20 protein-coding genes, 1 tRNA gene and 1 pseudogene are annotated in these 23,432 nt (G+C 65.0%); 7 read left to right on the top strand and 15 right to left on the bottom strand.

The features are described from left to right. The first annotated feature begins 18 nt into the window (after positions 1 to 18). The gene (locus ASG43_RS05475) at positions 19 to 465 is read left to right on the top strand and encodes an Rrf2 family transcriptional regulator (protein WP_056501456.1); all 447 of its coding nucleotides are present in this window, start codon (positions 19 to 21) and stop codon (positions 463 to 465) included. 119 nt (positions 466 to 584) lie between these two features. Then, on the top strand, positions 585 to 1,223 hold the full coding sequence (locus ASG43_RS05470) for an NAD(P)-binding domain-containing protein (RefSeq protein ID WP_056501454.1): 639 nt from the start codon (positions 585 to 587) through the stop codon (positions 1,221 to 1,223). A 217-nt stretch (positions 1,224 to 1,440) separates the two neighbouring features. Here ASG43_RS05470 and ASG43_RS05465 read toward each other — a convergent pair whose 3' ends face one another. The 11 genes and pseudogenes from ASG43_RS05465 to ASG43_RS23450 form a co-directional block, all read right to left on the bottom strand. Then, on the bottom strand, positions 1,441 to 2,694 hold the full coding sequence (locus ASG43_RS05465; RefSeq protein WP_056501450.1) for a glycerate kinase: 1,254 nt from the start codon (positions 2,692 to 2,694) through the stop codon (positions 1,441 to 1,443). Positions 2,695 to 2,823: 129 nt separating this feature from the next. Continuing rightward, a complete protein-coding gene (locus ASG43_RS05460) occupies positions 2,824 to 4,803 on the bottom strand; it encodes an acetoacetate--CoA ligase (RefSeq protein ID WP_056501446.1) in 1,980 nt (659 codons plus the stop codon). A 53-nt stretch (positions 4,804 to 4,856) separates the two neighbouring features. After that, a complete protein-coding gene (locus ASG43_RS05455; protein WP_056501441.1) occupies positions 4,857 to 5,735 on the bottom strand; it encodes an SMP-30/gluconolactonase/LRE family protein in 879 nt (292 codons plus the stop codon). Between the two features lie 40 nt (positions 5,736 to 5,775). After that, positions 5,776 to 6,717: a 3-keto-5-aminohexanoate cleavage protein gene (locus ASG43_RS05450; RefSeq protein ID WP_056501440.1), complete on the bottom strand. Its 942-nt coding sequence runs from the start codon at positions 6,715 to 6,717 to the stop codon at positions 5,776 to 5,778. A 16-nt stretch (positions 6,718 to 6,733) separates the two neighbouring features. Beyond that, entirely contained in the window at positions 6,734 to 7,693 is a 960-nt protein-coding gene (locus ASG43_RS05445) for a 3-hydroxyacyl-CoA dehydrogenase (protein ID WP_056501437.1), read from the bottom strand. Beyond that, a complete protein-coding gene (locus ASG43_RS05440) occupies positions 7,693 to 8,478 on the bottom strand; it encodes an SDR family oxidoreductase (protein WP_056501435.1) in 786 nt (261 codons plus the stop codon). The genes ASG43_RS05445 and ASG43_RS05440 overlap by 1 nt, the downstream gene beginning before the upstream one ends. 32 nt (positions 8,479 to 8,510) lie before the next feature. Then, a complete protein-coding gene (locus ASG43_RS05435) occupies positions 8,511 to 10,625 on the bottom strand; it encodes an ABC transporter permease (protein ID WP_082490666.1) in 2,115 nt (704 codons plus the stop codon). After that, the gene (locus ASG43_RS05430) at positions 10,622 to 12,172 is read right to left on the bottom strand and encodes a sugar ABC transporter ATP-binding protein (protein ID WP_056501586.1); all 1,551 of its coding nucleotides are present in this window, start codon (positions 12,170 to 12,172) and stop codon (positions 10,622 to 10,624) included. The genes ASG43_RS05435 and ASG43_RS05430 overlap by 4 nt, the downstream gene beginning before the upstream one ends. Before the next feature lie 100 nt (positions 12,173 to 12,272). Beyond that, complete coding sequence (locus tag ASG43_RS05425; RefSeq protein WP_156386491.1) at positions 12,273 to 13,397, bottom strand: sugar ABC transporter substrate-binding protein; 1,125 nt, start codon at positions 13,395 to 13,397, stop codon at positions 12,273 to 12,275. Between the two features lie 411 nt (positions 13,398 to 13,808). Further along, positions 13,809 to 14,471 (bottom strand): GntR family transcriptional regulator, encoded by a 663-nt coding sequence (locus ASG43_RS05420; protein ID WP_056501429.1) that lies wholly within the window; start codon positions 14,469 to 14,471, stop codon positions 13,809 to 13,811. A gap of 187 nt (positions 14,472 to 14,658) precedes the next feature. Next, a pseudogene (locus ASG43_RS23450) lies at positions 14,659 to 14,878 on the bottom strand (IS256 family transposase); the annotation flags it as partial. Positions 14,879 to 15,189: 311 nt separating this feature from the next. Here ASG43_RS23450 and ASG43_RS05410 point away from each other — a divergent pair. The 3 genes from ASG43_RS05410 (at position 15,190) to ASG43_RS22560 (ending at position 18,448) form a co-directional block, all read left to right on the top strand. Next, a complete protein-coding gene (locus ASG43_RS05410) occupies positions 15,190 to 16,146 on the top strand; it encodes a sensor domain-containing diguanylate cyclase (RefSeq protein WP_200939474.1) in 957 nt (318 codons plus the stop codon). Positions 16,147 to 16,461: 315 nt separating this feature from the next. Further along, positions 16,462 to 17,718, top strand: a complete 1,257-nt coding sequence (locus ASG43_RS22010; RefSeq protein WP_162244679.1) for a TadE/TadG family type IV pilus assembly protein — start codon at positions 16,462 to 16,464, stop codon at positions 17,716 to 17,718. A 337-nt stretch (positions 17,719 to 18,055) separates the two neighbouring features. After that, the gene (locus ASG43_RS22560; protein ID WP_156386490.1) at positions 18,056 to 18,448 is read left to right on the top strand and encodes a hypothetical protein; all 393 of its coding nucleotides are present in this window, start codon (positions 18,056 to 18,058) and stop codon (positions 18,446 to 18,448) included. Positions 18,449 to 18,529: 81 nt separating this feature from the next. Here ASG43_RS22560 and ASG43_RS05395 read toward each other — a convergent pair. Continuing rightward, positions 18,530 to 18,605: transfer RNA gene (locus ASG43_RS05395), tRNA-Thr, on the bottom strand. Between the two features lie 179 nt (positions 18,606 to 18,784). Here ASG43_RS05395 and ASG43_RS05390 point away from each other — a divergent pair. Further along, positions 18,785 to 19,558 (top strand): NAD kinase, encoded by a 774-nt coding sequence (locus ASG43_RS05390; RefSeq protein ID WP_056501418.1) that lies wholly within the window; start codon positions 18,785 to 18,787, stop codon positions 19,556 to 19,558. Between the two features lie 67 nt (positions 19,559 to 19,625). Here the strand turns inward: ASG43_RS05390 and ASG43_RS05385 are convergent, their stop codons facing one another. The 3 genes from ASG43_RS05385 to ASG43_RS05375 all read right to left on the bottom strand — a co-directional run bounded on the left by ASG43_RS05385 (position 19,626) and on the right by ASG43_RS05375 (position 22,099). Then, on the bottom strand, positions 19,626 to 20,768 hold the full coding sequence (locus tag ASG43_RS05385; RefSeq protein ID WP_056501415.1) for a DUF2336 domain-containing protein: 1,143 nt from the start codon (positions 20,766 to 20,768) through the stop codon (positions 19,626 to 19,628). Between the two features lie 123 nt (positions 20,769 to 20,891). Next, positions 20,892 to 21,518 carry a flavin reductase family protein gene (locus ASG43_RS05380; protein WP_056501411.1) on the bottom strand — a complete coding sequence of 209 codons (627 nt, stop codon included), beginning with the start codon at positions 21,516 to 21,518 and terminating at the stop codon, positions 20,892 to 20,894. Further along, positions 21,518 to 22,099, bottom strand: a complete 582-nt coding sequence (locus ASG43_RS05375; protein ID WP_056501408.1) for a nitroreductase — start codon at positions 22,097 to 22,099, stop codon at positions 21,518 to 21,520. The genes ASG43_RS05380 and ASG43_RS05375 overlap by 1 nt, the downstream gene beginning before the upstream one ends. A gap of 147 nt (positions 22,100 to 22,246) precedes the next feature. Between ASG43_RS05375 and ASG43_RS05370 the strand changes: the two genes are divergently transcribed. After that, on the top strand, positions 22,247 to 23,407 hold the full coding sequence (locus tag ASG43_RS05370) for a hypothetical protein (protein ID WP_244487993.1): 1,161 nt from the start codon (positions 22,247 to 22,249) through the stop codon (positions 23,405 to 23,407). The last annotated feature ends 25 nt before the right edge of the window (positions 23,408 to 23,432 follow it).

Below are 23,432 nucleotides of genomic sequence, written 5' to 3'. Positions count from 1 at the left end.
ACACAAACGGAAACGACGATGCCCACGACCTCCCGATTTGCCGTCGCTGTCCATGTCCTCACCGCTCTCGCGGTCGGCGATGGCCGGCCGATGCGGTCCGAGGACCTCGCCTGCTCGGCCAACACCGGCGCAGTCGTGATCCGGGGCCTTCTGTCTCGCCTCGGCGAAGCGGGTCTGACGCGATCTCAGATGGGCGCGGGCGGCGGAGCACTTTTGGCCAAGCCGGCCGAACGCATCCGGTTGCTGGATGTTTACGAAGCCGTCGAGGATACGGAATTGTTCACCTTTCACCGCCAACAGCCCAACCAGAATTGTGCGATCGGCGGAAACATCCAGAGCGCCCTCACGCCCTTCCTCCAGAAAGCGCGCAAGGGAATGGAGGACGAACTGGCGAAGGTCTCGATTGCCGACGTCGCAACCGACGTGGCGCGTCTCGGTCAGTTTTCGCTGCCGATCGTCTGGTAGCATTTTATCTTAATGTGTCGATGTGTTGTCGACATATTGATAGATCGAACCCCTTCCGGTCTGCCGTCTCGGGGCGCGGCGGATCGGCAATGGAAGCCCCTCGTCAACAGGAGTTCATTATGAGCATCGGCATCATCGGATCGGGCGCCCTCGGATCCACACTCGCCAGGGCATTCGCTGCCAACGGCATCGCAGCCACGATCTCGAACAGCCGTGGCCCTGGCTCCCTCGCCGACCTCGTCGCCGAGCTCGGCCCGTCCATCACGGCCGGCACGGTGGAAGAGGCGGCCGCCGCGGACATCGTGATCGCGGCCATGCGCTGGACGGATGCCGAGCGCGTGCTCGGCGCCCTGCCCGCCTGGAACAACCGCATCGTCATCGACGCCTTGAACCCGTTGGAATTCCTCGAGCCGGGCGCTCCTGCCGATCCGAGCAACCCTCTCGCCGCCTACGGCGTCAAGGCGCTGGACATCGGCAGTTCCGCGTCCAGCTCCATCTTCGAGACCTGGGTTGCCGGCGCACGCGTGGTCAAGGCCTTCAATCACCTCGACGCCCGGGTCTTGACGAATGCCGCCGCATCCGGCGGCCAGCGCGTGCTCTTCTATTCCGGCGACGATGCCGGGGCGAAGGCGGACGTTCGCAAGATCCTCGACGCGATGGGCTTCTTCGCGATCGATCTCGGTCCGCTTGCCGTCGGCGCTCCGCTGGCGCAGCTCCCCTTCGGCCCCTTGTCCACGGTCGAACTCGTAAAGATCTGAACGTCCGAGCCGTCAGCCGGAACTTGAAGCCGCGCAGACCCCGCCCGCCCCATCGTGGTGGGGGGGCCTGGCACGGCGCAACGAGCCCGCGTGGCGCGGTGGGCGGGAACGACGTGGGGCGGCGGATGTGGCCGCCCCTCCCATCGTTCTCGACCGGTCGACGGCCAGCCCCATCGATCGGAACAGAGGCCGCCTGCGAAAGCCGGCGGCCTTTCGATCATGGCCGGAGGAGAATGGCGCGGAAGTCGTTGACGTTGGTGAAGGTCGGCCCCGTCACCACCAAGCGGTCCAGAGCCTCGAAGGCGGTGTAGGAATCATGACGATCGAGGAGAGCCGCGAGATCGATCCCCTTCGCCGTGGCCGATCGCAGAATGTCGGCGTCGAACCAGGCGCCCGCATTGTCCTCGGATCCGTCGATCCCGTCGGTGTCGCAGGCGATGGCCGAGATGCCGCTCCGGCCGCCCATCGCAAGGGCGAGCGCGAGGAGATATTCCGAGTTCCGGCCTCCGCGCCCCGCGCCCCGGACCGTCACCGTCGTCTCGCCACCGGACAGGATCACGACCGGGCGCTCCGGCGACAAATCGAGCGCCAGCTTCGCATGCTCCCGCGCGACCTCGCATGCTTCCCCTTCGATCGCATCGCCGAGAATGATCGGCTCGATCCCGGCCGCGCGCGCCGCCTCGGCCGCAGCTTCGAGCGCCATCATGGGCGTCGCCAGCATCTCGATGTCCGTCGCCGTCGCGCCGGCCTGCGGTTGCAGCCGATTGGCCTCCATCGCCTGAAGCACCCGATCCTCCAGCGTGATCTCATAGCGCCGAAGGATCGACAGGACCTCGTCCGGATCGGTCGCGTCGGGAATCGTCGGACCGGAGCCGATCACGGCGGGATCGTCGCCGGGAACGTCCGAGATGACGTAGGTCGCGACCCGGGCGGGGTGCGCCGCCTGGAGAAGCCGCCCGCCCTTGATCGCGGAGAGCGCCTTGCGAACCCTGTTCATCTCGTGAATCGGCGCGCCCGACCGCAGGAGCGCGCGGTTCAGCGCCTGCTTGTCCTCGATCGCGATGCCGGCCGCGGGCATGGCCAGAAGCGCCGATGCCCCGCCCGAGATGAGGGCGACGACGAGATCGTCCGGTCCAGCGCTCTCGGCAAGCGCCAGGATGCGCCTTGCGGCCGCTTCGCCGGCGGCGTCCGGGACGGGATGGGACGCCTCGACCACCTCGATGCCCTGCGTCGGGACGCGATGGCCGTAGCGCGTGACGACGAGCCCCTCGCAGGGGCCGCCCCAAGCCGACTCGAAGGCCGCCGCCATGGAGGCCGCCGCCTTGCCGGCGCCGAGCACGATCGTGCGGCCCTTCGGCCGGTCCGGCAACCGCCCCTCGAAGCGTCCTGCCGGCATGGCGCTGCGGAGCGCCGCCGAAAAGAGGCTCTTGAGGAGGGTCTCGTCGTCCCGTTCGAGAAGCGATGGCATCATCGGTCCGGATCCTGTCTCACATCTGGCTTTCGACGACCATATCCGGAAGAGAGGCCGTGGCGCAGGACGAAGACGCGAAACGGCCTGCGCTGTCCACGGGTCTTCGCGACCGGCCGCTCGTCCGGCCGTTCAGGTCCGAAGGACGGCGAGGTCGCGATAAAGATCGAGCGCTTCGGGGTTGGCGAGCGCCTCGACGTTCTTCACCGTCCGGCCGTGCACGACGTCGCGCACGGCGAGTTCGACGATCTTGCCCGATTTGGTGCGGGGAATCTCGGTGACGGCGACGATCCGGGCCGGCACGTGGCGCGGCGAGGCGCCGGTTCGGATGCGCGTGCGCACGGTCTTCTCGAGCGCCGCATCGAGAACCACGCCGGGTGCGAGACGCAAGAAGAGCACCACGCGCACGTCTCCCTCGAAGTCCTGTCCGATGGCGAGCGACTCGTGCACCTCGGACAGGGTCTCGACCTGCGCGTAGATCTCCGCCGTCCCGATCCGGACGCCACCCGGATTGAGGGTCGCATCGGACCGGCCGTGGATGACGATGCCGCCGTTGGACGTCGCCTCCGCGAAATCGCCATGGCACCAGACTTCGGCGAAGCGCTCGAAATAGGCGGCCCGGTAGCGCGCGCCGTCACGATCGTCGAAGAATCCGAGCGGCATGGACGTGAACGGCCGAGTGCAGACCAGTTCGCCCTTCTCGCCGATGCCCGCGGGCCGGCCCTCGTCGTTCCAGACCTCGACCGCCAGCCCGAGGCCCGGACCCTGGATCTCGCCGCGATGAACGGGACGGGTCGGATTGCCGAGGACGAAGCAGGAGACGATATCGGTTCCGCCCGAGATCGAGGCGAGGTGGAGGTCGGCCTTGATGGACCGGTAGACGAAGTCGAAGCTTTCCGAGACGAGCGGCGAACCGGTGGACATCATTGCCCGCAGCGTTCGAAGATCGTGGCTCTCGATCGGGCGCGCGCCCGACTTCTTGAGCGCGTCGATGTATTTCGCGGACGTGCCGAAATGCGTCATGCGCTCCGCATCGGCATAGTCGAGAAGGACGTTCGGACCGGGATGGAAGGGCGAACCGTCGTAGAGAAGCAACGTCGCCCCACGCGCGAGGCCCGAGACCAGCCAGTTCCACATCATCCAGCCGAGCGTCGTGAAGTAGAAGAGCCGATCGCCGGCGTTCACGTCCGAATGAAGGCCGAGTTCCTTCAGATGCTGGAGGAGAACGCCGCCGCTGCGATGGACGATGCATTTGGGAACGCCGGTCGTGCCCGACGAAAACAGAATGAAGAGCGGTTGATCGAAGGACAAGCGTTCGAAGGTCAGGGGCGCAGCGTCGAAATCGACGAGAAAATCGGAAAGGGTCTCGGCGCGGTCGTCCTTCATCCTCTCGATCACGGTGGCGGCCTCGCCCAGATGGTCGATGATCACGATATGGGCTGCGCTCGGGAGCCCGGACGCGATCTCGCCGAGCTTTTCGGCGAGCGAGATGCGTTTGCCGGCATATCGATAGCCGTCGACGGCGAAGAGGACCTTCGGCCGGATCTGACCGAAGCGGTCGAGCACGCCGCGCACGCCGAAATCGGGCGATGCCGACGACCAGACCGCGCCGAGCGAGACTGCCGCCAGCATGGCCGCAACGGCTTCCGGAACGTTCGGCAGAAGTGCCGCCACCCGGTCGCCCGCGACGACGCCGGCATCGCGCAATGCCTGTTGCAGGCGGGAAACCTCGCTGCGAAGCCGGTTCCACGACCAGCGAGCCTCGACTGCGTCCTCTCCGCGAAAGACCAGCGCATCGCCATCGCCCGTCCCGGCGGACACCGAGCACAGGAGGTTCTCGGCGAAGTTCAGTCGGGCATCGGGGAAGAAGCGGGCACCCGGCATCCGATCGCCGTCGATGAGACGACGATCACCCTTCTCGCCGACGACGCCGAAGAAGTCCCAGATCGCGTCCCAGAAAGCGGCGGGCTCGGCGATCGACCAGACGTGGAGCGCCGGGGTGTCGGGGAAGGTCAGACCCGACCGCTCTGCCGCGAAGGCCCGGAACGCGGTCATCGTCGCCGCTCCGATCAGGTCGGGCGACGGCGTCCACAGGGGTGCGGTCTCTGCCATGGTGGACACTCCCGAAGAAAGGACGAGGTCGGCGGAGCCGAAGCTGCGCAGGATCAGGCGCCGAAGCGTGGTTCCGGAACGCCCTTGATGTCGAGGTCGTGGATCGCGAAGAGACTGCCGCGCTGCACGCCGTCGTCGGGAAAGCGCGGCAGCGGCGGTTTGGCCATGGAGGTGACGAAGAGGATGTCGAGATTCGGTCCGCCGAACATGACGCTCGTCACCTTCTTCACGGGCATCTCGATCACCCGGTCCACCGAGCCGTCCGGTGCATAGCGCACGATCTTGCCGTCGTAGACCTGCGCGTTCCACAGGAAGCCTTCGGCATCGACCGTCGATCCGTCGGCCGCTCCGCCTCCGCTCATGTCGACCTTGGCATGGTCGCGGCGGTTCGTCGCCTCTCCGGTTTCCACGTCGTAGTCGTAGGCCCAGATCGCGCCGCTCCAGGTGTCGTTGAAGTAGAAGGTCTTGTCGTCCGGCGAGAAACAGGGGCCGTTGGAGCAGATGATCCCCGTCTCGACCTTCGTGACGGAAAAGTCGGGATCGACGCGATAGAGCGCGCCGAAGGGCCCCTCCTCCATCGTGTCCATCGAGCCTGCGAAGAAGCGGCCGCGCCGGTCGACCTTGCCGTCGTTGATGCGGTTCTTCGGCCGGTCCGGCTCCGGATCATGGATGAGGTCGCAGTCGCCGCTCCGGAAGTCGAGGGCGTGGAAGCCCGTCTGCAGCGAGACGATGGCGCCGTTGCCATCCTTGCGCAACGCCATGGAGCCGATCTTCGCCGGCACGTCCCAGGCGCGCAGTTCCCGACCGTCGACGGTGGTTCGGAACACGCGGCCGTCGAAGCTGTCGATGAAGTAGAGCCGCTCCTGGTCCACGTCCCAGAGGGGTCCTTCGCCGAGGGTCGTCTTGACGTCGACGAGAATTTCGATGCGCATTCGAAGGTCCTCCCAGACCGTTTGACGTTGGATGTCCTGATCAGAAGCCGACCTGATCGCCACCCTTGAGACCGAGGATCGCCCGCGCCTCGTCCGGTGTCGCGACCTGAAGCCCGAGCCCTTCGATGATCCCCCGCGCCATGTGAACCTGCTCGGCGCTCGACGTCGCGAGCTTGCCCTTGCCGGCCCAGAGCGAGTCCTCGAGACCCACGCGCACGTGGCCGCCCTGCGCGGCAGAGAGAGCCGCGATGCGCAACTGGCTCGATCCCGCCCCCAGAACGGACCAGCGATAGTCCGAGCCGAACAGCCGGTCGGCCGTGCGCTTCATGTGCGAGACGTCGTCGGGATGCGTGCCGATGCCGCCGAGAAGGCCGAACACGGTCTGCACGAAGAAGGGCGCCTTCACGAGGCCCCGGTTGGCGAAATGCGCGAGGTTGTAGAGATGCGACGTGTCGTAGCACTCGAACTCGAAGCGCGTGTTGTTGTCGTAACAGGTTTCGAGGATGTACTCGATGTCTTTGAACGAGTTGCGGAAAACAAGATCGCGGGTCGCTTCGAGCTGCGGCTTTTCCCAGTCGTGCTTGAACGTGTCGTACTTGTCGGCGAGGTGGAAGAGCGCGAAGTTCATCGAGCCCATGTTGAGAGACGCGACCTCGGGCTTGAACGTCGCGGCGGGAGCGACGCGTTCCTCGACCTTCATGAAGGGACTGCCGCCGGTCGTGATGTTGATCACGGCATTCGTCGACGCCTTCACGGTCGGCAGGAACTTGGCGAAGCCCTCCGGGCTCTGATCGGGCTTCCCGTTCTCCGGATTGCGGGCGTGGAGATGGAGGATCGCCGCGCCGGCCTCGGCCGCCCCGATCGCATCCGCCGCGATCTGCTCGGGCGTGACGGGAAGGTAGGGCGACATTGTCGGCGTGTGGATCGCACCGGTCACCGCGCAGGTGATGATGACCTTGCCGCTCGTGGAAGCGTTGGACATGGAAGACTCCTGAAGATTAGCGGCCGAGATCGGCGTCAACCTGGCGTTTGTGCGCGCGCAGCGCCATGAGGCGCCGGTCGCGCCAGACCTGGCGGTTGCCGAGCTCGGCCTCGGCAAGGCTCTCGCGGCGCGAGGCGACGACCGCGTCGACCACGGGACCCGCCCATTCCACGCGCTCGCGCATGCTCGCACCGAGGCCCGCATACATGGCGCCGTAGCGCGCGACGTAATCCGCGACGCCGCCGGGCGCGTTGAGATCGATCGTTTCGAAGGGCCCGATGAAGCTCCAGCGCAGCGCGAGCCCGTCCGCGATGCCGCGGTCGACGTCGGCCGCGCTGGCATAGCCGCCGGCGACCAGACGAAAGGCCTCGTCGAGAAGCGCGCCCTGGAGGCGGTTCATGATGAAGCCGTCGATCTCCTTGTCCATGACGAGCGGCACCTGCCCGACGTCGCCAAGGAAGATCGCGCCGCGCTCCATGACCTCGGCGCTGGTCTGCGGCCCGGGCACCAGTTCGACAGCGGGCACGAGATAGGGCGGATTGATCGGATGGGCGACGACGCAGCGCCGGGCGCCGGCAAGTCCCTCGAACATCGCCGAGGGAAGAAGCGCCGAGGACGAACTGGCGAGGATCGCATCCTTTGGCGCCAGCGCGTCGAGCCGGGAGAAGGTCTCCCGCTTCACCGCAAGAACCTCGGGGCCGCATTCCTGAACCCAGAGCACGCCGTCGAGCGCGTCCGAAAGTTCGGCGCACGGCACGAGCGAGGCCAGAACCTCGTCAACGAATCGACCACCGAGGAGATCGGACGCGGCGAGATCCTCCGCGACCTCGCGCACGAAGCCCTTGGCCGCGGTGCTGGCGTCGGGGTTGGGATCCCACAGCCGGACCGTCAGCCCGGAACGGGCGAAGGTGATCGCCCAGGCACGTCCGATGAGCCCGGTGCCGACGACGGCGACGATGGGGGATGTCGAGGCCATCAGAGCGTCTCCACGTTGCCATCGACGTTGAACGACATGGCGGACAGATTGCGTCCGGCCGCCGAGAGGAGGAAGGCGATGGACCCCGCGACGTCTTCGGCGGTCACCATGCGGCGCAGCGACACCTTTTCGAGATATCGCGTCTCCATCTCCTCGTAGGGAACGCCGACCTGGGCCGCGCGGTCACGGATGACCTTCTCCATCCGGGGCCCGGCGACGATGCCGGGCAGCACGGCGTTGACGCGGATGTTGGAGGGACCGAGTTCCTTGGCGAGGCTCTGCGTGAAGCCGATGACGCCGAACTTCGCGGCCGCGTATGGCGTGCGATAGGCATAGCCATGCCGCCCGGCGGAGGACGACATGTTGACGATCGCGCCGCCGCCGGCTGCTTTCAGATGCGGCACGGCCAGGCGTGTGCAGAGAAACTGCCCGGTCAGGCCGATATCGAGGCAGCGCCGCCAGTCCGCGACCGAGATCTCCTCGACGCCGCCGGTCGGACCGGCGATGCCGGCATTGTTGACGAGACCGTCGAGTCCGCCGAGCGCCTCGAGGGCGATGTCGAAGAAGCGGGCGACCTCGGTCTCGTCGGAAACGTCGGCCGATGCGACGGTGACACCCGGCAGTTCGGCGGCGACCGCGTCGAGGGCCTCCGTCGAGACGTCGCAGAGCGCGACGCGGCAGCCTTGCGCATGGAGAAGGCGGGCGGTCGCGAGGCCGATGCCGCCGGCGCCCGCCGTGACGACGACGCGCTGGCCTTCCAGGCCGGAGAGGAGGCCCGGGGGCATGAGGGTCGTTGGGGTCGGGGACAGGCTCAAGATCAGCTCCGGCGTTCGCGAAGGGCGAGGACGGCTGCCAGGACGACGCAACCGAAGAAAATGGCGCGGAAGGCGTAGGGAAGCGTCGTCCCGGCCAGCAGCGTCTGAAGGGCCGTCAGCAGCAGAGCGCCACCGACCATGCCGAGGAAGTGCCCTCGCCCACCGGTGATGAGCGCGCCGCCGACGACGACGACGGCGATCGAGGGAAGCAGGTAGTCGTCGCCCATGCCCAGACTCGCCTGCCCCGAAAAGCCGGTGAGAAGGATACCGACAAGCGCGGCGCAGAGAGCCGACAGCACGTAGACGCCGATGATGACGCGGCCGGTTCGAATGCCGGACAGGCGCGCGGCCTCCAGGCTGTTGCCGATCGCGTAGACCCGCCGCCCGAAGGCGGTGCGCCCGAGAAGCAGCGTGCCGGCGACGAGGAACAGGACGAGGAGAGCCAGCACCGGCGTCGCGCCGGCGATCTTGGACGTCATCAACCAGCGCAGGCCCGGCGAGGCGAAGCCCGACGGCGTACCGCCGGAATAGAGCAGCGCGACGCCCTGAAGGATGCCGTTCGCCGCCAGCGTCACGACGATCGGCGAGAGGCCGAGGGCGACGACCCCGAGACCGTTCAGGAGGCCGATCAGCGTCGCGACGCCGAGCACGGCGGGAACGGCATAGAGGAGCGCCGCATCCGAGCCTTGCACCAGGCCGGCGAGAAGGATGCCGGAGAGGCCGATCGTCCAGGGCACGGAGAGATCGAGCCCGCCGGTGAGAATCACCGAGCCCTGCCCGAGGGCGAGGATGATGAGGAAGGTCGACAGAACAAGCAGCGAGTTCCAGAAACCCCAGTTCGCCAGCGTGTTGCCGAGCACGAACTGCGTGGCGACGAGCACGACGAGGAGGCAGATGTAGGCGGGGACGGCATAGCGCAGCGTGGTGGCGTTGCGCTTCAGGAAGCCCGGTTCGGGAAGGGCGTCGGCGGCGGCGCGCGGCCGGGCACGCGATGCGACGAAGGCGAGCTTGCGGTCCGTTCCGGGGCGCTGGGACACGTGCGTTCCCGCACGCCGGGCCTTGATGGCGCCGCGCAGGGTCCTCAAGCGCTCCGCGAGAATGGAATCGCGCGAGAGCGAGCCCAGGAGAACCGCCGCAAGGAGGACGCCGCCTTCGGCGATCGTCGAGAAATAGGCCGAGACGTTCAGCGCCAGGAGGATGTTGACGACGATCATCAGGACGAAGGCGCCGAAGATCGTGCCGACCAGCCCGCCCTTGCCGCCGCCCAGCCGCGTTCCCCCGATGACGACGGCCGCAAACATGGAGAGAAGCAGAGAGTTTCCGACCAACGGATCGCCCGACCCGGTCTGGGCACTCACGAAGACGCCGGCGAGACCGTAGAACCCGCCGCCGAGCACATAGGCGCCGAACCGCACGAGCGGCACGCGCACGCCCGTCGCGGTGGCGGAGACGGGGTCACTACCGACGGCATAGAGCGCGACGCCGAAGGCGGTCTTCTTCAACCAGAGCCAGAAGAGCGCCGCACAGCCGAGGAGGACGAGCGAGGCCGGGAGGATGTCGGGAATGGCGTCGCCCATGTAAAGCGTGCCGAGCGAGGGCGCGATGAAGCCGCCGGGCTGCGACAGGACGAGCAGCGTCAGCCCCTGCACGATGAACATGGTCGAGAGCGTGACGACGATCGGCTGCAGCCGCAGCACGGCGACGAAGAAGCCGTTGAACGCGCCGACAGCCATGCCCGTGCCGATCCCGACCAGCGTCCAGAGCGCGACGGAGGCGTCCATGTTCGCCGGGTCCATCCGGCTCGCGAGCACCGCGTTGACGAGGGAGATCACCGCGCCGGCCGACAGATCGAAGCCGCCGGACAGGACGACCAGCGTCTGGCCCATGGCCGCGAGCGCCAGCGCCGTTCCGCCGCGCGCCTGGAAGGAAATGTCGAAATAGCTGAGCGGACCCGGACTGATCCAGTCGACGAGAAGGAACAGGCCGATGAAGACGAGGAGCGCGACCACGGGCGCCCGGTTGCGGGCGAGCCACCGCAGCGTCGCCGGCGCGTCCGCCGCGCGGCGGACCTTCGGGGCGGGATGCCGGATCAGGCGGGCAGCCGACACGTCGCTCATGCGGACCACCGGGAGGCTTCGGACGCGGAGACGGAACCAAGCGCCGCGTTCATGATGGCGAGCTCGTCGATCTCCTCGAGATCGAGGCGCGCGGCGACCCGGCCCTCGTAGAGCACGACGACACGGTCGCTGAGATGCACGAGCTCCGGGATTTCGGTGGAATGGAAGAGAACGGCGCCGCCGGCATCGGCGAAGGCGCGCATCAATTCGTAGATCTGGTGCTTCGTGCCGACATCGATGCCGCGCGTCGGATCGAACAGCAGCAGAATGCGGCTTTCCGCGACGAGCCACTTGGCGATCGCGATTTTCTGTTGATTGCCGCCGGAAAAGGCTTCGGCCTCGGTGTAGGACGCGACGGGCGAGACGTCGATCACCGAGAACACCGCTTCGGCCGCTTGCCGCTCGGCCTCGCCGTCGATCAGACCGCCCCGCGTGAAAGCGCCGATCGTCGGCAAGCTGGCATTGGTCGTGCCGTCGAGCTTCAGGAAGAGCCCTTCGGTCTTTCGATCCTCGGGCAGGAGACCGATGCGCAGCGACGGATGAAGCGCGTCGGCGGGCGACGACAGATGGACGATCTTTCCATCGACGCGTATGTCGCCGGACCGGGTCGCCAACGCGCCGAAACACGCCGAGAAGAGATCGAGCTGTCCCATGCCCTGGAGACCGGCGATTCCGAGAATCTCGCCGGGACGAAGATCGATGTCGACATCGCGCAGCTTCTTGCCGGCGGTGAGCGCGCGTGTTTCCAGGACGGGCGCGGTCGGCTTCAGCGACGTCGTCGCGGTGCGGGCCGGAAAGGTCTGGTCCAGCGAGCGACCGATGATCAGCTCGACGACCTCGCCGTCGCTGTAGTCGGCCACGCGTCCGGTGGAGATGTGGCGGCCGTTTCGAAGGATCGTCATCGTGTCGCAGAAGTCGCGGACTTCCGGCATGCGATGCGAGATGAAGAGGACGGTGATGCCGGCGGCTTTGGAGTCGGCGACGATCCGGCCGAGCCATTCCACGTCGTTGCCCGCCAGCGCGGAGGTCGGCTCGTCGAGGAGGAGGATGCGGGGCCGACGATACAGGGCCCGGGCGATTTCGATCTTCTGGCGCATGGCGAGATCGAGATGCCCGACCTCCGCCGCGAGATCGATGTCGAGCCCGAGGCTTTCGAAATGCTGCTGGACCTCGGCCGCGACCCGGCCGCGCTTCAGCGTGCCGAAGAGGCTCCGCGGCGAGCGCGGCAGAAGCATGTTGTCGAGGACGCTGAGATCGCGGACGAGCGTCAGCTCCTGGAAGGCCGTCTGGATCCCCGCCCGGTGGGCGTCGCGGGGCGACGCGAGCCGGACCTGCGCGCCGTCGATCCGGAGCGTGCCCTTGTCCGGCATGATCAGGCCGGACAGGAGCTTCATCGTCGTGGACTTGCCCGCGCCGTTTTCGCCGAGAAGCGCATGGACGGTGCCGGAGGCGACGGAAAAGCTCACGTCGCTGACGGCCTTCGTCGCACCGAAGGACTTCGAGACGGCGTCGAGTTCGACAGCCGTCGTCGCACCTGGGAGGGTCATGCGACCATCCTTTTCCATCACGAGAAACGAGGAGCCCGGACCGGGCGTGGTCGATGCGGCAGGCTCGGCGGCATCGAAGCGGCCGCCGAGCCTTGCGCGATCAGCCTTCGGGCTGTCCGACGAGCGCGGCGTTCAGGCCGAGCTCCGGAGTTTCCGCCGAGTAGATGGAGGCGAACCAGCCGGGATTGGCGACGATCGACGGCTTGAACGCATTGCAGCCGTTCTTCATCTCCTCCCAGGAGCCGGTCTCGCAGAGCCGGACCGTCTCGTTGGTGACGACCGGCAGCGGCAGGGTCGTGTGATGGGGCACGTCCGTCTTGCCGTCGAGGATCTGAACGGCGAGCTTCAGCGCATAGGCGCCGGAATAGGGCGGAGACGCATAGGAGATGCGCGGGGCGCCGAGGGGCGCATACGGTCCGTCAGCGCCTTCGACCTCCGTGCCCTTAGGCAGCATCTGGATGCGCCCGCCATTGGAACCTTCGCCGGCGCAGGGCTTCAACTGCTCGGCCGTCTTGCCGGCCTCGAGCTGCATGGCATTGGCGGTGTAGCAGCCGACCTGCATCCAGACGCCGTCGATCTCGTCCCAGCTCTTCGTGGCGAGAAGCTTCGACAGCTCGGTGCGCGCGACCGCCTGGCTCCACAGGCCGACCGCGTCGCCGACGATCTTGATGTCGGGATGCTTGGCGAAGACCTCCTTGGCGGCCGCCGTGCGCGCGGTGTCGACGGACGTGCCGGGAACGCCCGTCACCATGACGACGTTGCCCTTGCCGCCCAGCTTGTCGACGAGCCATTGCGCGGTGACGCGGCCGGCTTCGCTCTGGTCGATCGTGACGTTGTAGGCGCAGGGCTCGGTGATCTCGGCGTCGTAGGCGATGATCGTCACGCCCTTCGCGCAGGCGTTCTTCACGACCTGGTTCAGCGCGGTCGGCGAGATCGGGTAGACGACGATCGCCTTCGCTCCGGCTTGAACCATCGCGTTGATCTGCTGGATCTGGCGCTGGGCGTTGGGGCCGGCGACCTGCACTTCGAGGTCGATCTTGTCGGCAAGCTCCTTCGACGCGGCCATGGCCTTGACCATGTTGGAGGCCTCGGCCTGCCAGTCGTTGCCGATGTAGCTCATCGACAGGAAGACCTTCTGTTTCTCCTGCGCGACCGCCGGCAACCCGAAAGCAGCCGAAAGGCCGAGTGCAGCCGCGATCAGGCCGCATGCGGACTTGATCTTCATATCCATTCCTCCCCTTGAGCCGAAGCGCATCTCCCATGCGCCAGCCGACCAATGGATATTAGATCAAATATCGATTGTCGTGCAAGGAGTTTGATCCGTTAACGGAACGGAAGTTTTTCCTTCGACTAAGCCCTTGTCGTCATATGATTTTTTTGTGCCTCCCGACCGAAGGTCCCAGCCTTTTCGGAAGGAGTTCGGCCGCGGGCAGGCGAATCGAAGCAATTCGGCAGCCTTCTGCAAGTCCGTCACAAGGGCCGGCGACGCGCGGCCGACGACTTCAGCTCACGGGTTCGCATGAGCGAGCCGAAGGGGCTCGAATCGTCCGGTCTGAACGAAGATCGTCGCCTGCGTCGGCGACACGCGATGGGCAGGATCGAACGCGGCCGAAGCGGCACCCGAACGAAGGTTCGATCAAAAATAGCCCTTCAGGATCTCGAAGGCATCGGCGATGTCGCGATGCATTCCTTCGCGCGCCTGTTCCGCGTCACCGCTCTCGATCCCGAAGAAGATCTGCTCGTGATGAAGCTGCGAGATTTTGAAATTCTTCGAAGCGCTCATCATGTGGAAATAGGGCGAAATCTGCAGCCAGAGAGTTTCGATGAGGGAGAGGAGAACCGGCGACTGCGCCAGCCGATAGATCTCGTAATGGAAGTCGTAATTGGCCTGAATGTAAAGTTTCGTGTAGCCCCCGGACTCATTGTCGATCAGGGCCCGGAACTTCTGCTTCAGGTCGGCGAGTTCATTGACGGCATGCTTCTCCGCCGCCCAGGCCGCTGCGACCGGCTCGATGGTCAGGCGAACGCGCATGACCTCTTCGAGCCGCTCGCGCGTCAGTTTGGGGATGCCGATGGTTCGACCGGAGATGACCGTCAAGGCGCCGGCGCTGGACAATCGCGTCAGGGCGTTGCGAACCGGCATGGGGCTCACGCCGAACGCATCGGCGAGACTTGCCACGGTGATCGACTGGCCGGGCGAGATCCCGCCCTTAAGGATCAATTCGCAGAGCTGCCGGTACACGCCGTCTTCCAAGGTCTCACGCTTCAACGGCGAGACTTGATTCGATAATCCCAGCATCTTGATTCCCGAAACGCAGCGGCGCGAGGCTGCCCCATGGACTACAGCTGATAATGGATCAACGACATTTGATCAATTCGCCGACGGTGGGAAACGGCGGGTGACCGTCTGAGGAAGCGTAAATGGGGTGACCGTGCGGGGCTTCGCATGGAAAAGCGAGAGGCCCGGGATCGACGATCCTTGCCCTCTCGGCGGTGCCCATCATCATCGTTTTCTTCTTAGACAGGCCGTTGCGCCGGTTCGGCTTGGCGGCAGCCCGTTCCTCGTCCCGGTGCTCGTCGAGTTCGGCGTTCAAGATGCGCTCCGACAGCGCCGTCTTCGGATCGTCGGCAGCCGTCACGGGTGAAAACCTCTCGCGGATTGCGTCCCGCCGGAAGCTGGCCCGGAAGCTCTTTGTCGATGGAGATGCGACGGTCCTTTCCTGTCCATCATCATGGCCTCCGCACATAAATGACTGACAGTCCCTCCTGACGGAACCGCGTCCTCGGCCAGCCACCCATTCACGCAGGATGATGCGGATCGGTTTTGGCTTGCGTTTTCCAAAGCTTACGACGGCGATATCGCGATGATCGACAGCGCCCGCGTTCGGGTCCAACAGCACGCAGCAACCGGTCAAGACGAGCCGCCTACCGTAGAGAGAGGCAGCGCAGAAGACAGCTTTTTAGGAACTTTCCGCTAAGAGAGGGGAAATTGGGAGACATCAATGGGACTTCGTTCGATGTTGCGCCGCCTGCTCCGTGATGAGCCGAATGCGGCTACAGATGATCCTGATGCGATGTTCCGCAGGGTGGTCGAAAAGAGCGCGGATGTCATTTGCCGATTTTCTCATGATCAGTTCCTCTATGTATCGCCATCTGTAACGAAGATGTTCGGATGGAATCCACAGGAGTTGGTCGGCAACGACGGCTTTTGGATGATCCACGAAGCCGATCGGCCGATCATCGCAGAAGCCCGGGAACGTCTCGTTTCTGGTCTGCAGGAACAGGCCGTCCTTCAGGTCAGAACGATTTGCTCTGACGGCAGCCTCAAATGGGTCGAGACGACCTGCCGTATCGAAACCATCGACGATACAAGCGAGGTGATCCTCGTCATGCGGGACATCAGCGATCGCAAGCGTCTGGAAGAAGAGCTTTCGGCGCTGGCTTCGCAGGACGGCCTGACAGGACTCGCGAACCGTCGGGCTTTCGACCAAGCGCTCGATCGAACCTGGCGGCAGACATTGCGCGAAGGCGGCGAGATGGCGCTCGTTCTCATGGACGTCGACTGTTTCAAACAATTCAACGACCGTTATGGCCATCAGGCAGGTGATGACTGTCTGCGTGCCGTGGCCGACAGCATCCAAGCACTCTTGAACCGTTCCACTGACCTGGCATGCCGCTATGGTGGTGAAGAACTTGTCGTCGTTCTCGGCGGTACCGGACTAGAACCTGCGCTCGCTATCGCGGAACAGATGCGGGCAGTCGTGGCGAGCCTGCAAATCCCTCACCAGAGCAGTTCCTGTGCCGATCATCTCACCATCAGCATCGGCGTGGCCGCAGCGGTCGCCCGCACCGGCGGCTCGATGAACATACCGGAGGGACTTCTTCAAGCGGCCGACCACGCTTTGTACAAGGCGAAGAACGGCGGGCGCAACCGAGTCGAACATGCGATCCTGATCGCATCATCCAATCCATAGCCGCCGGAATCTGCCGAGGCGCTGGTTTGGTCCTCACCGGATCGCGTCAACGCTGCCTTGGAACTGCAAACCCGCAGCACCCCGTTGTGCCCATGGCTGCATCAAGAAGGACCGCGCGGCGATCCTCCTGCTGCAAGCAGCAATCACCGTCGTTGCAGCCCAATAAGATCCTAAATCTTGCAGCCCTATTCCCAAAAGGTAAGCATATATATCATCATTTATACTTACCATATTCCGAAATAAAAACAGCCTGCCATAAGCCTATGTCGTTAGACATGACCACTCCATGTCCTTATGTCTGGGTGGCGAAATCCGATGGCAAAGAACTCGTACGCAAAAAGATTGCACAGCGCACTGCGTGATTGGCCATGGAACCGGCGTGGAGACTTTGCAGTCTTGCTTGCAATTTCGACAATACCGCTTGTGGTCGGCCTCGGTGGAATCATCGATTACGCACAGAGCGAGAAGACCCGTTCGAAACTGCAGGATGCATCTGATGGCGCCGTCATCGCAGCCGCCCTCGCCAACCCGAACTTGACGGATGCAGAAATCGAAACAACTGCCAATGTCTGGTTTTCCGCAAACTACGGAGAAAATTTGAAGGGAACGGTAACGAGGAATGATGACGAGATCAGCTTTAGCGTATCAACAACATTTCTGTATAGTTTCCTGCCTTTGCTTCATATCAACGAAACAAGAATCAGCGTAAAATCCTACGCCAAAGCTGCAGCGCAAGATATCGACGTTGTTCTCATCCTCGACAACTCGCTTTCGATGAGCGGTTCAAAACGCCTTGTAGAATTGAAGAAGGCCGCCCTTCTCTTCATTTCCGATTTAGAAGGAATAAGTTCGAAGGTTCAAATTTCAGTCATACCATTTGACGATACGGTTTTCGCAGGGCCTGGCATTGTCAGCAGAGATAACAGTATCTCTATGAAGTCGTCGGTTGATAAGTATGGAAAAGCAGGACCGGCTCCTTCATCGTCAACCGAGTTGGCCGAGGAGGCCTCTGTCCAGACTGGCTCATGGTCTGGATGCATTATCGATAGGTCCAAGGATTACGATGTCAGCCAATGGCCTGCTGTCAAGTCAAAGATCGAGTCGCTGTATCCGAGGCAAAAATGTTCCGGGAGTAAGCTTCAATCGGTCTCTCCCCTATCGACGAACTTTTCTATCGCCAAGCAGATCATAACCGACATGAAGCCAAACAGTCTGACCAACAACACCATTGGTTTGCAATGGGGCTTGGAGGCATTCTCTCCAGAGGAGCCTTTAAGCGGAGCCAATCCTGAAGCCAATCGCATCGCGATCTTGATGACCGATGGCGAAAACACGGACAGCAGGTGGGAGTCCTCGAGCGGCATCGACAAGCGAATGAAGATAGCCTGTCAGAATTTTCGGACGTTGGGCATCACTCTCTACACGATCAATCTCGTTGAAGGAGACCAATCCCTCCTGCAATCCTGCGCCACGTCGCCGGATCTCTTTTATGACGTAGACACTGCGAGCCAACTGGCACCGGTGTTCAAGGAGATCGCAAAGCGCATACTGCCCGTTCGCCTGATGCGCTGAGCCGATCTCGGCCAGTCTGATCGACCGTCGTCGGTCCAGCCCTTCGCCGAGCGTCGGACGATCGGGATCGACCTCGGGCACGAAAGAAGGCTTCGCCGTCGCGTCCTCCGCCGCAGGGCTACCAACCAGCATGTCGAACGCTTCCAAGTCGACGAGGAAACACGGCATGGCCGTGCCGCCGATCCTGTTCTCGTGAGCTTTCTGGATGCAGTTGCGAAGGATGATCTCCTTCGGGCCTTGCTTCAGCGCCGTGGGCCAGACACCGCCGCGCCACTTCGTGTCGGCGAAGATCGTCTCAAGCGCCGGCCCTCGATGAGGGATCGTGAGCGCATAGCCGTTGCGGACGCCCCGGCCTCTACCCCTATCGCCAATCCCTCGCCGATATTCGAAGCTCGCCGTCTTCGGCCTGCTGGAAGGCGAGGAGCCGAACGAGGCGATCAAACGAGGCGCGACAGGAAAGAGCACGCCGACCTGCGCGAGTTGGCAACAGCAGCCCTGCCCGTCCCTTGATGGCTTGAACGACCAGGAACTGCGCGACACGGCCGTCACCTGGATGACGCTTGACGGCGTGACCATCCCCGAGTTCAGCAGCGTCACGGGCCACAAGGCCGAAAGCGCCACCACGATCCTGAAACACGATCTCGCGCGCTATCCCGAAATGGCCGACGCCGCGCTCGGCAAGATGATCGTTCGGTGGAATGACCTCGGTGATTCGGACGGTTGTCTCTGAACGAAGACGGCGTGTGAGCCTAGATCCTCACAGGCCCTCACACATCGTTCGCTTCGAAACCATCGAAATGTCTGTAATTTCTGGTGCCGGCTGCAGGGCTCGAACCCGCGACCCCCTGATTACAAATCAGGTGCTCTACCAACTGAGCTAAGCCGGCGACGGTGTGCCGATAGCATGTTCGATTTGAACGTGCACCGGAATTCTCGTGGCCGTTTACGACGAAGACGATGCAGAGGGCAAGAGAGGATGGCGGGGCTTCGCGGCGGGGTTGGAAAAGCCTAGAAGAAGCCGTCGGTCGATCGTGGCCGCGTCAGGACAGCCAACCGCCGGAGGCTCATGCAGCGTCAGCTCTTTCCGATCGCCTTCGTCGCCAGCGAAGCGCCGAATGCGATCCGGGCCGCCGAACGCCTGGCCAGCCTCTACGGCAATGCGCCGGCCGAGGAGGCCGGTGTGGTCGTCGCGCTGGGCGGGGACGGGTTCATGCTCCAGGTGTTGCACCGGTTCATGAACACGGGCACGCCGATCTACGGGATGAACCAGGGGACCATCGGCTTCCTGATGAACGAATTTCGCGAGGATCGACTGCCCGAGCGTCTCGCCGCAGCCGTTCAGAACGAGATCCGCCCGCTCGAGATGACGGCCGAGACGGAGGACGGCGAACGGCACGAAGCGCGCGCCATCAACGAGGTGTCGCTCTTCCGCCAATCGCATCAAGCCGCCCGGCTTCGCATTCTCATCGACGGCGACGTTCGGCTGGACGAGCTGATCTGCGACGGCGTCATGGTCGCGACCCCGACGGGCTCGACCGCCTACAACCTCTCCGCCCAGGGACCGATCATCCCGCTCGACGCGCCGCTTCTCGCCCTCACCCCCGTCAGCGCCTTCCGGCCCCGCCGCTGGCGCGGCGCCTTGATTCCGAACCGTCACAAGGTGGAATTCGAGACCTTGGAGCGCGCGAAGCGGCCGGTGAACGCCGTCGCCGACAACACGGAGGTGAAGTCGGTCGTGAAGGTCACGATCCAGGAATCGCCGACGGCCCGCAGCCTGATCCTGTTCGATCGGCACCATTCCTGGGACGAGCGGATCCTAGCGGAACAGTTCCGCTACTGAGATCGAACTCTTGTGACAATCGGCGCCGCGAGGTCCCTTGCGGCGTCTGCGTGTCGGCGGGGCGTGATCAGGCAGCGGCCAACTGAACGAAGGTCTGCCGGACCGACCGGCGCACGGTCTCTGTCTCGAGCCGCCGCAGCAGGGTCATGACGGCCTCGAACCCCGGCTCGTCGCGTCGTTCCGCAAAGACGTCGGCGAGGCGGGACATCACCAGCGAGGGCATCGCCCGATCGTCGAAGGGACGGTCCTCGTTCGCGATCCGCTTCCAGAGGCGGATGGCCGTGCGCAGGAGCGGCCCGGATGCGTCGGGCAATCCCGCGGTCTTCATCAGAGCGTCGAAGGCGCCCTGTCGCCCGTCGACCACGATGGCGCGCACGCGGCGCTCCGACAGTCCGGACAAAGCGACGAGCGATGCGGTGAAGAGATCGACCTGTCCGGCACAGACGATCCGGATCAGGAAGGCCGTCGAAAGCTGGCCGCTCCTGCGCAGATGCTCGACCCAGGTCGCCATGTGCGACGGGCGAACGTCGCCGGCCATGTCAACCGTCGCAGCCTCGCAGGATTCCAGGATCAGCTTGTCGGTGCGGCGCTCTCCGACGGTGTTGCGCACGAGCGCCATGCGCGACAACGCCTGTCCCGCTTCGAGAAGAAGCTGTTGCCGGACGTCGAGCGGCAGGTCCGCGCGCGCAAGAAGGCATCCCCGCACGTCGGCATCGTCTCCCAGCCGTTCGGCGGCCCGGCGCAGGCTGCAAGGCGTGATGTCGGCGGCGGGGTGGTCGATCACGTCGGCGACCTCGGCCGCGCTCCCGATCTCCACGATGGCGGCCGACACTTTGCGCGACAGGTCCTCCCGGCTGGTGACGGCGGCGCGCAGGCGCGGGGATCCATAGGCGAAGAGATCGACGAGATCGGAACAGAGAAGCACGGGCGACGCCGAAACGACCGGACAGGCGACATCGTCCACGTCGTCGGCGAGGGCAAGGACGATGCGGCGCGGCGCCCTGGTCGACGTCGCCAAAGCGTCGGCGAGCGCCCGACGCACCTTCGGCGAGGGATCGTCGAGGAAATGACCGAGCGCCACCAGACCCGTCGTGTGGTCCTCGCCCTCCAGATGACCTGCCGCGAAGGCCGCCGCCAGCATCTCGGCGCCGCCCGCGCGATCCTTTGCACTGGCGGTTTCACACCATGTCACGAAACGCTGCACGTCCATGTGGCCTTGCATCCTGGCGAGGGAATTCCTGCTCCCGGGACTCTGCAGGCCAAATGTTAACGACGGGTTCACCATGTTCGACAAAAGAACGCGGCGGCCATCGCTTTGGTGGATCAGCCGCGCTCACTCCGGCAGATCGGACGCGTCCGGCTCGCGCGGTCGCCGCAGGGCGAAGACGTCCCGCGTCACGGCGTAATCGAGATAGCCGAGCCGGCTGAGGGGCTCGGCCAGCTTCATGTCGACCAGCCCGTCCGTCAGGATGGACTCGTCGATGTGAATGCCCACGACCTGACCGATCACGACGACGCTCTGCCCCTCCCGGCCCTCGACGTCCTTCGGACGGAACCACTCGGTGACGCGACATTCGAGGGCTGCGGGACTCTGCGCGACGCGCGGTGCGCGCACGAGCCGGCACGGCGCCTCCGTCAGGCCGGCGATCGCGAACTCGCTGGTGCCTCGGGGCGCCGGCGCCGAACTTCGGTTGAGCGCGGAGGCCAGCGACGCCGTCGCGAGATTGGCGACGAACTCACCCGATTCGATCGCGAAGCTCGCGCTGTCCTTGAGACCCACCGACGAGAACATGACGAGCTTGGGCGAATCCGAGATCGCGTTGAAGAAGCTGTAGGGCGAAAGGTTGACGGAACCGTCCAACGCCCGGGTCGAGATCCACCCGATGGGACGGGGCGACACGATCGCCTTGAACGGATCGTGCGGCAGGCCGTGCCGGTTGTCGTCGGTCGTGTAGAACATCACGCCCGGTCCGGCGCCGAGGCTTCGCGCACGATCTGCGACAGATCCGGGCGCGGGCGATCGGCCGGCACGTCGATCGGCGTGCCGACATGCACGAATCCCGCGACCTTCTCCTCCGGCGCGATCCCGAGAATCGCTTTGGCCTCGTCGTCGTAGGCGACCCATTCGGTCACCCAGTTGGCGGCGTAGCCGAGAGCGTGCGCGGCATGAACGAGGTTCATGGTGGCGGCGCCCGCGGACAGCACCTGCTCCCATTCGGGGATCTTCACATGCGGCTTGGCCGTCGAGACGACGCCGATGACGAGCGGAGATCGGGCGAAGCGCTTCTCCTCCGTATCCCGCCGGACCTCGCCGAGAGGTCCGTCCCGCGCCTCCAGGAGATCGGCCAGTGCACGACCGATCGCCGCTGCCGTCTCGCCCCGGTAGAGAACGAAGCGCCACGGCGCGAGCTTGCCGTGATCGGGCACGCGCGAGGCCGCCGTGAGGATCGCGCGAAGGTCCGCGTCGGACGGCGCAGGCTTGCGAAGCGCCGGAATGGCGACGGAGCGCCGGGTGAGAAGCTGGTCGATGGGATTTGTCACGCGATGGGATCCTGACTGTCTCGGTTTCGTCTGGCCTAACTCTCCCGCCCCCTCTTTCCAAGCGAAGATGCATCGGCGGGGGATCGGAGGGGCAACCTGCGGGCCACGCCTTGAATTCGTCCATGATCTCCCGTTCAAACGTGCGGCATGTCTTCGAGTCATCCCGCCACCCGTTTCCGCGCCGTCTTCGTCGCTGCCGTCCTCGTCGCGGCCGCCGGGACGAGCGGTGATGCCTGGGGGCAGAGCTCCGGCAATGGCGGCGGCGGCTTCCTGGAACGCAACCTCGGCGGAATCTTCGGAAGCGGCTCGTCCGACGCGCCCGGTGCCTACGCCTCGCCCTCCGCCATTCCGGAGACCGTTCCAGGCGGCGCGGGGGCGCCGCTGGGACGCAGCCGCCTCGATCCGATCGCGCTGCCCGAACTGCCGGACCGATCGACTCCGCGGCTCGACCTGCCGGTCTTGCCGGCCTACGCCCCCCAGAATCTGCCCTCCCTCGATCTCCTGAAGCGTCGCAAGACCCTCGTCCTCGACGCCAAGCTCGTCGAGGATGGCGAGATCGTTCCGAACGGGCTCGTCTGGCGGCTGTTCTCACCCTATGTCGGCGTCGACGGAAAGTTGCCGCTCGTGGCGTCGGCCATGGGAGGGTCGGCGACCTTCGAAGTGCCGATGGGCACCTATCTCCTGCATGTCGGCTTCGGCAGCGCCGGCGCGACCAAACGGATCGACTACACCGGCGAGCAGACGCGAGAAACCGTCGTTCTCCAGGCGGGCGGGCTGAAGCTCAGTGCCGTCGCCGCGACGGACGTGCCGATCCCGGAAGATAAGTTGACCTTCGACATCTTCACCGAGGCGGCGGACGAGCGAAATCGCCAACTCGTCGTCGACGACGTGCCGCCGCATCGCCTCGTGCGCCTCAGCGCCGGCAACTATCACGTGGTGTCGAATTTCGGCTCGGTGAACGCCACCGTTCGCGCCGACCTGAAGGTCGAAGCCGGCAAGATCACCGAAGCGACGCTGCAGCACGCGGCCGCCGAATTGACGATGAAGCTGGTGCGCGAAAAGGGCGGCGAGGCCATCGCCGACACGGCCTGGTCGATCGCCAACGCCTCGGGCGACGTCGTGCGCGAGAGCGTCGGCGCCTTCCCCTCGATGGTCCTGGCCGAAGGCGACTATCTCATCATCGCCCGCAACAAGGATCGCACCTTCCAGCGCGCCTTTCACGTGGCCGCCGGCGTCAACACCGATGTCGAGGTCCTGACCTCGGACATCCAGCCCGTCTCACCCTCGCAGGAGGGGTCCGGCGACTGACCGAGCCGGCGCTCCAAGGAACGGG

Origin of the sequence: Aureimonas sp. Leaf454, assembly GCF_001424685.1 — a bacterium.
Classification (GTDB): Bacteria; Pseudomonadota; Alphaproteobacteria; order Rhizobiales; family Rhizobiaceae; genus Plantimonas.
The sequence above is the reverse complement of the archived record's forward strand: the minus strand, read 5'-3'. Positions and strand labels throughout refer to the sequence as shown.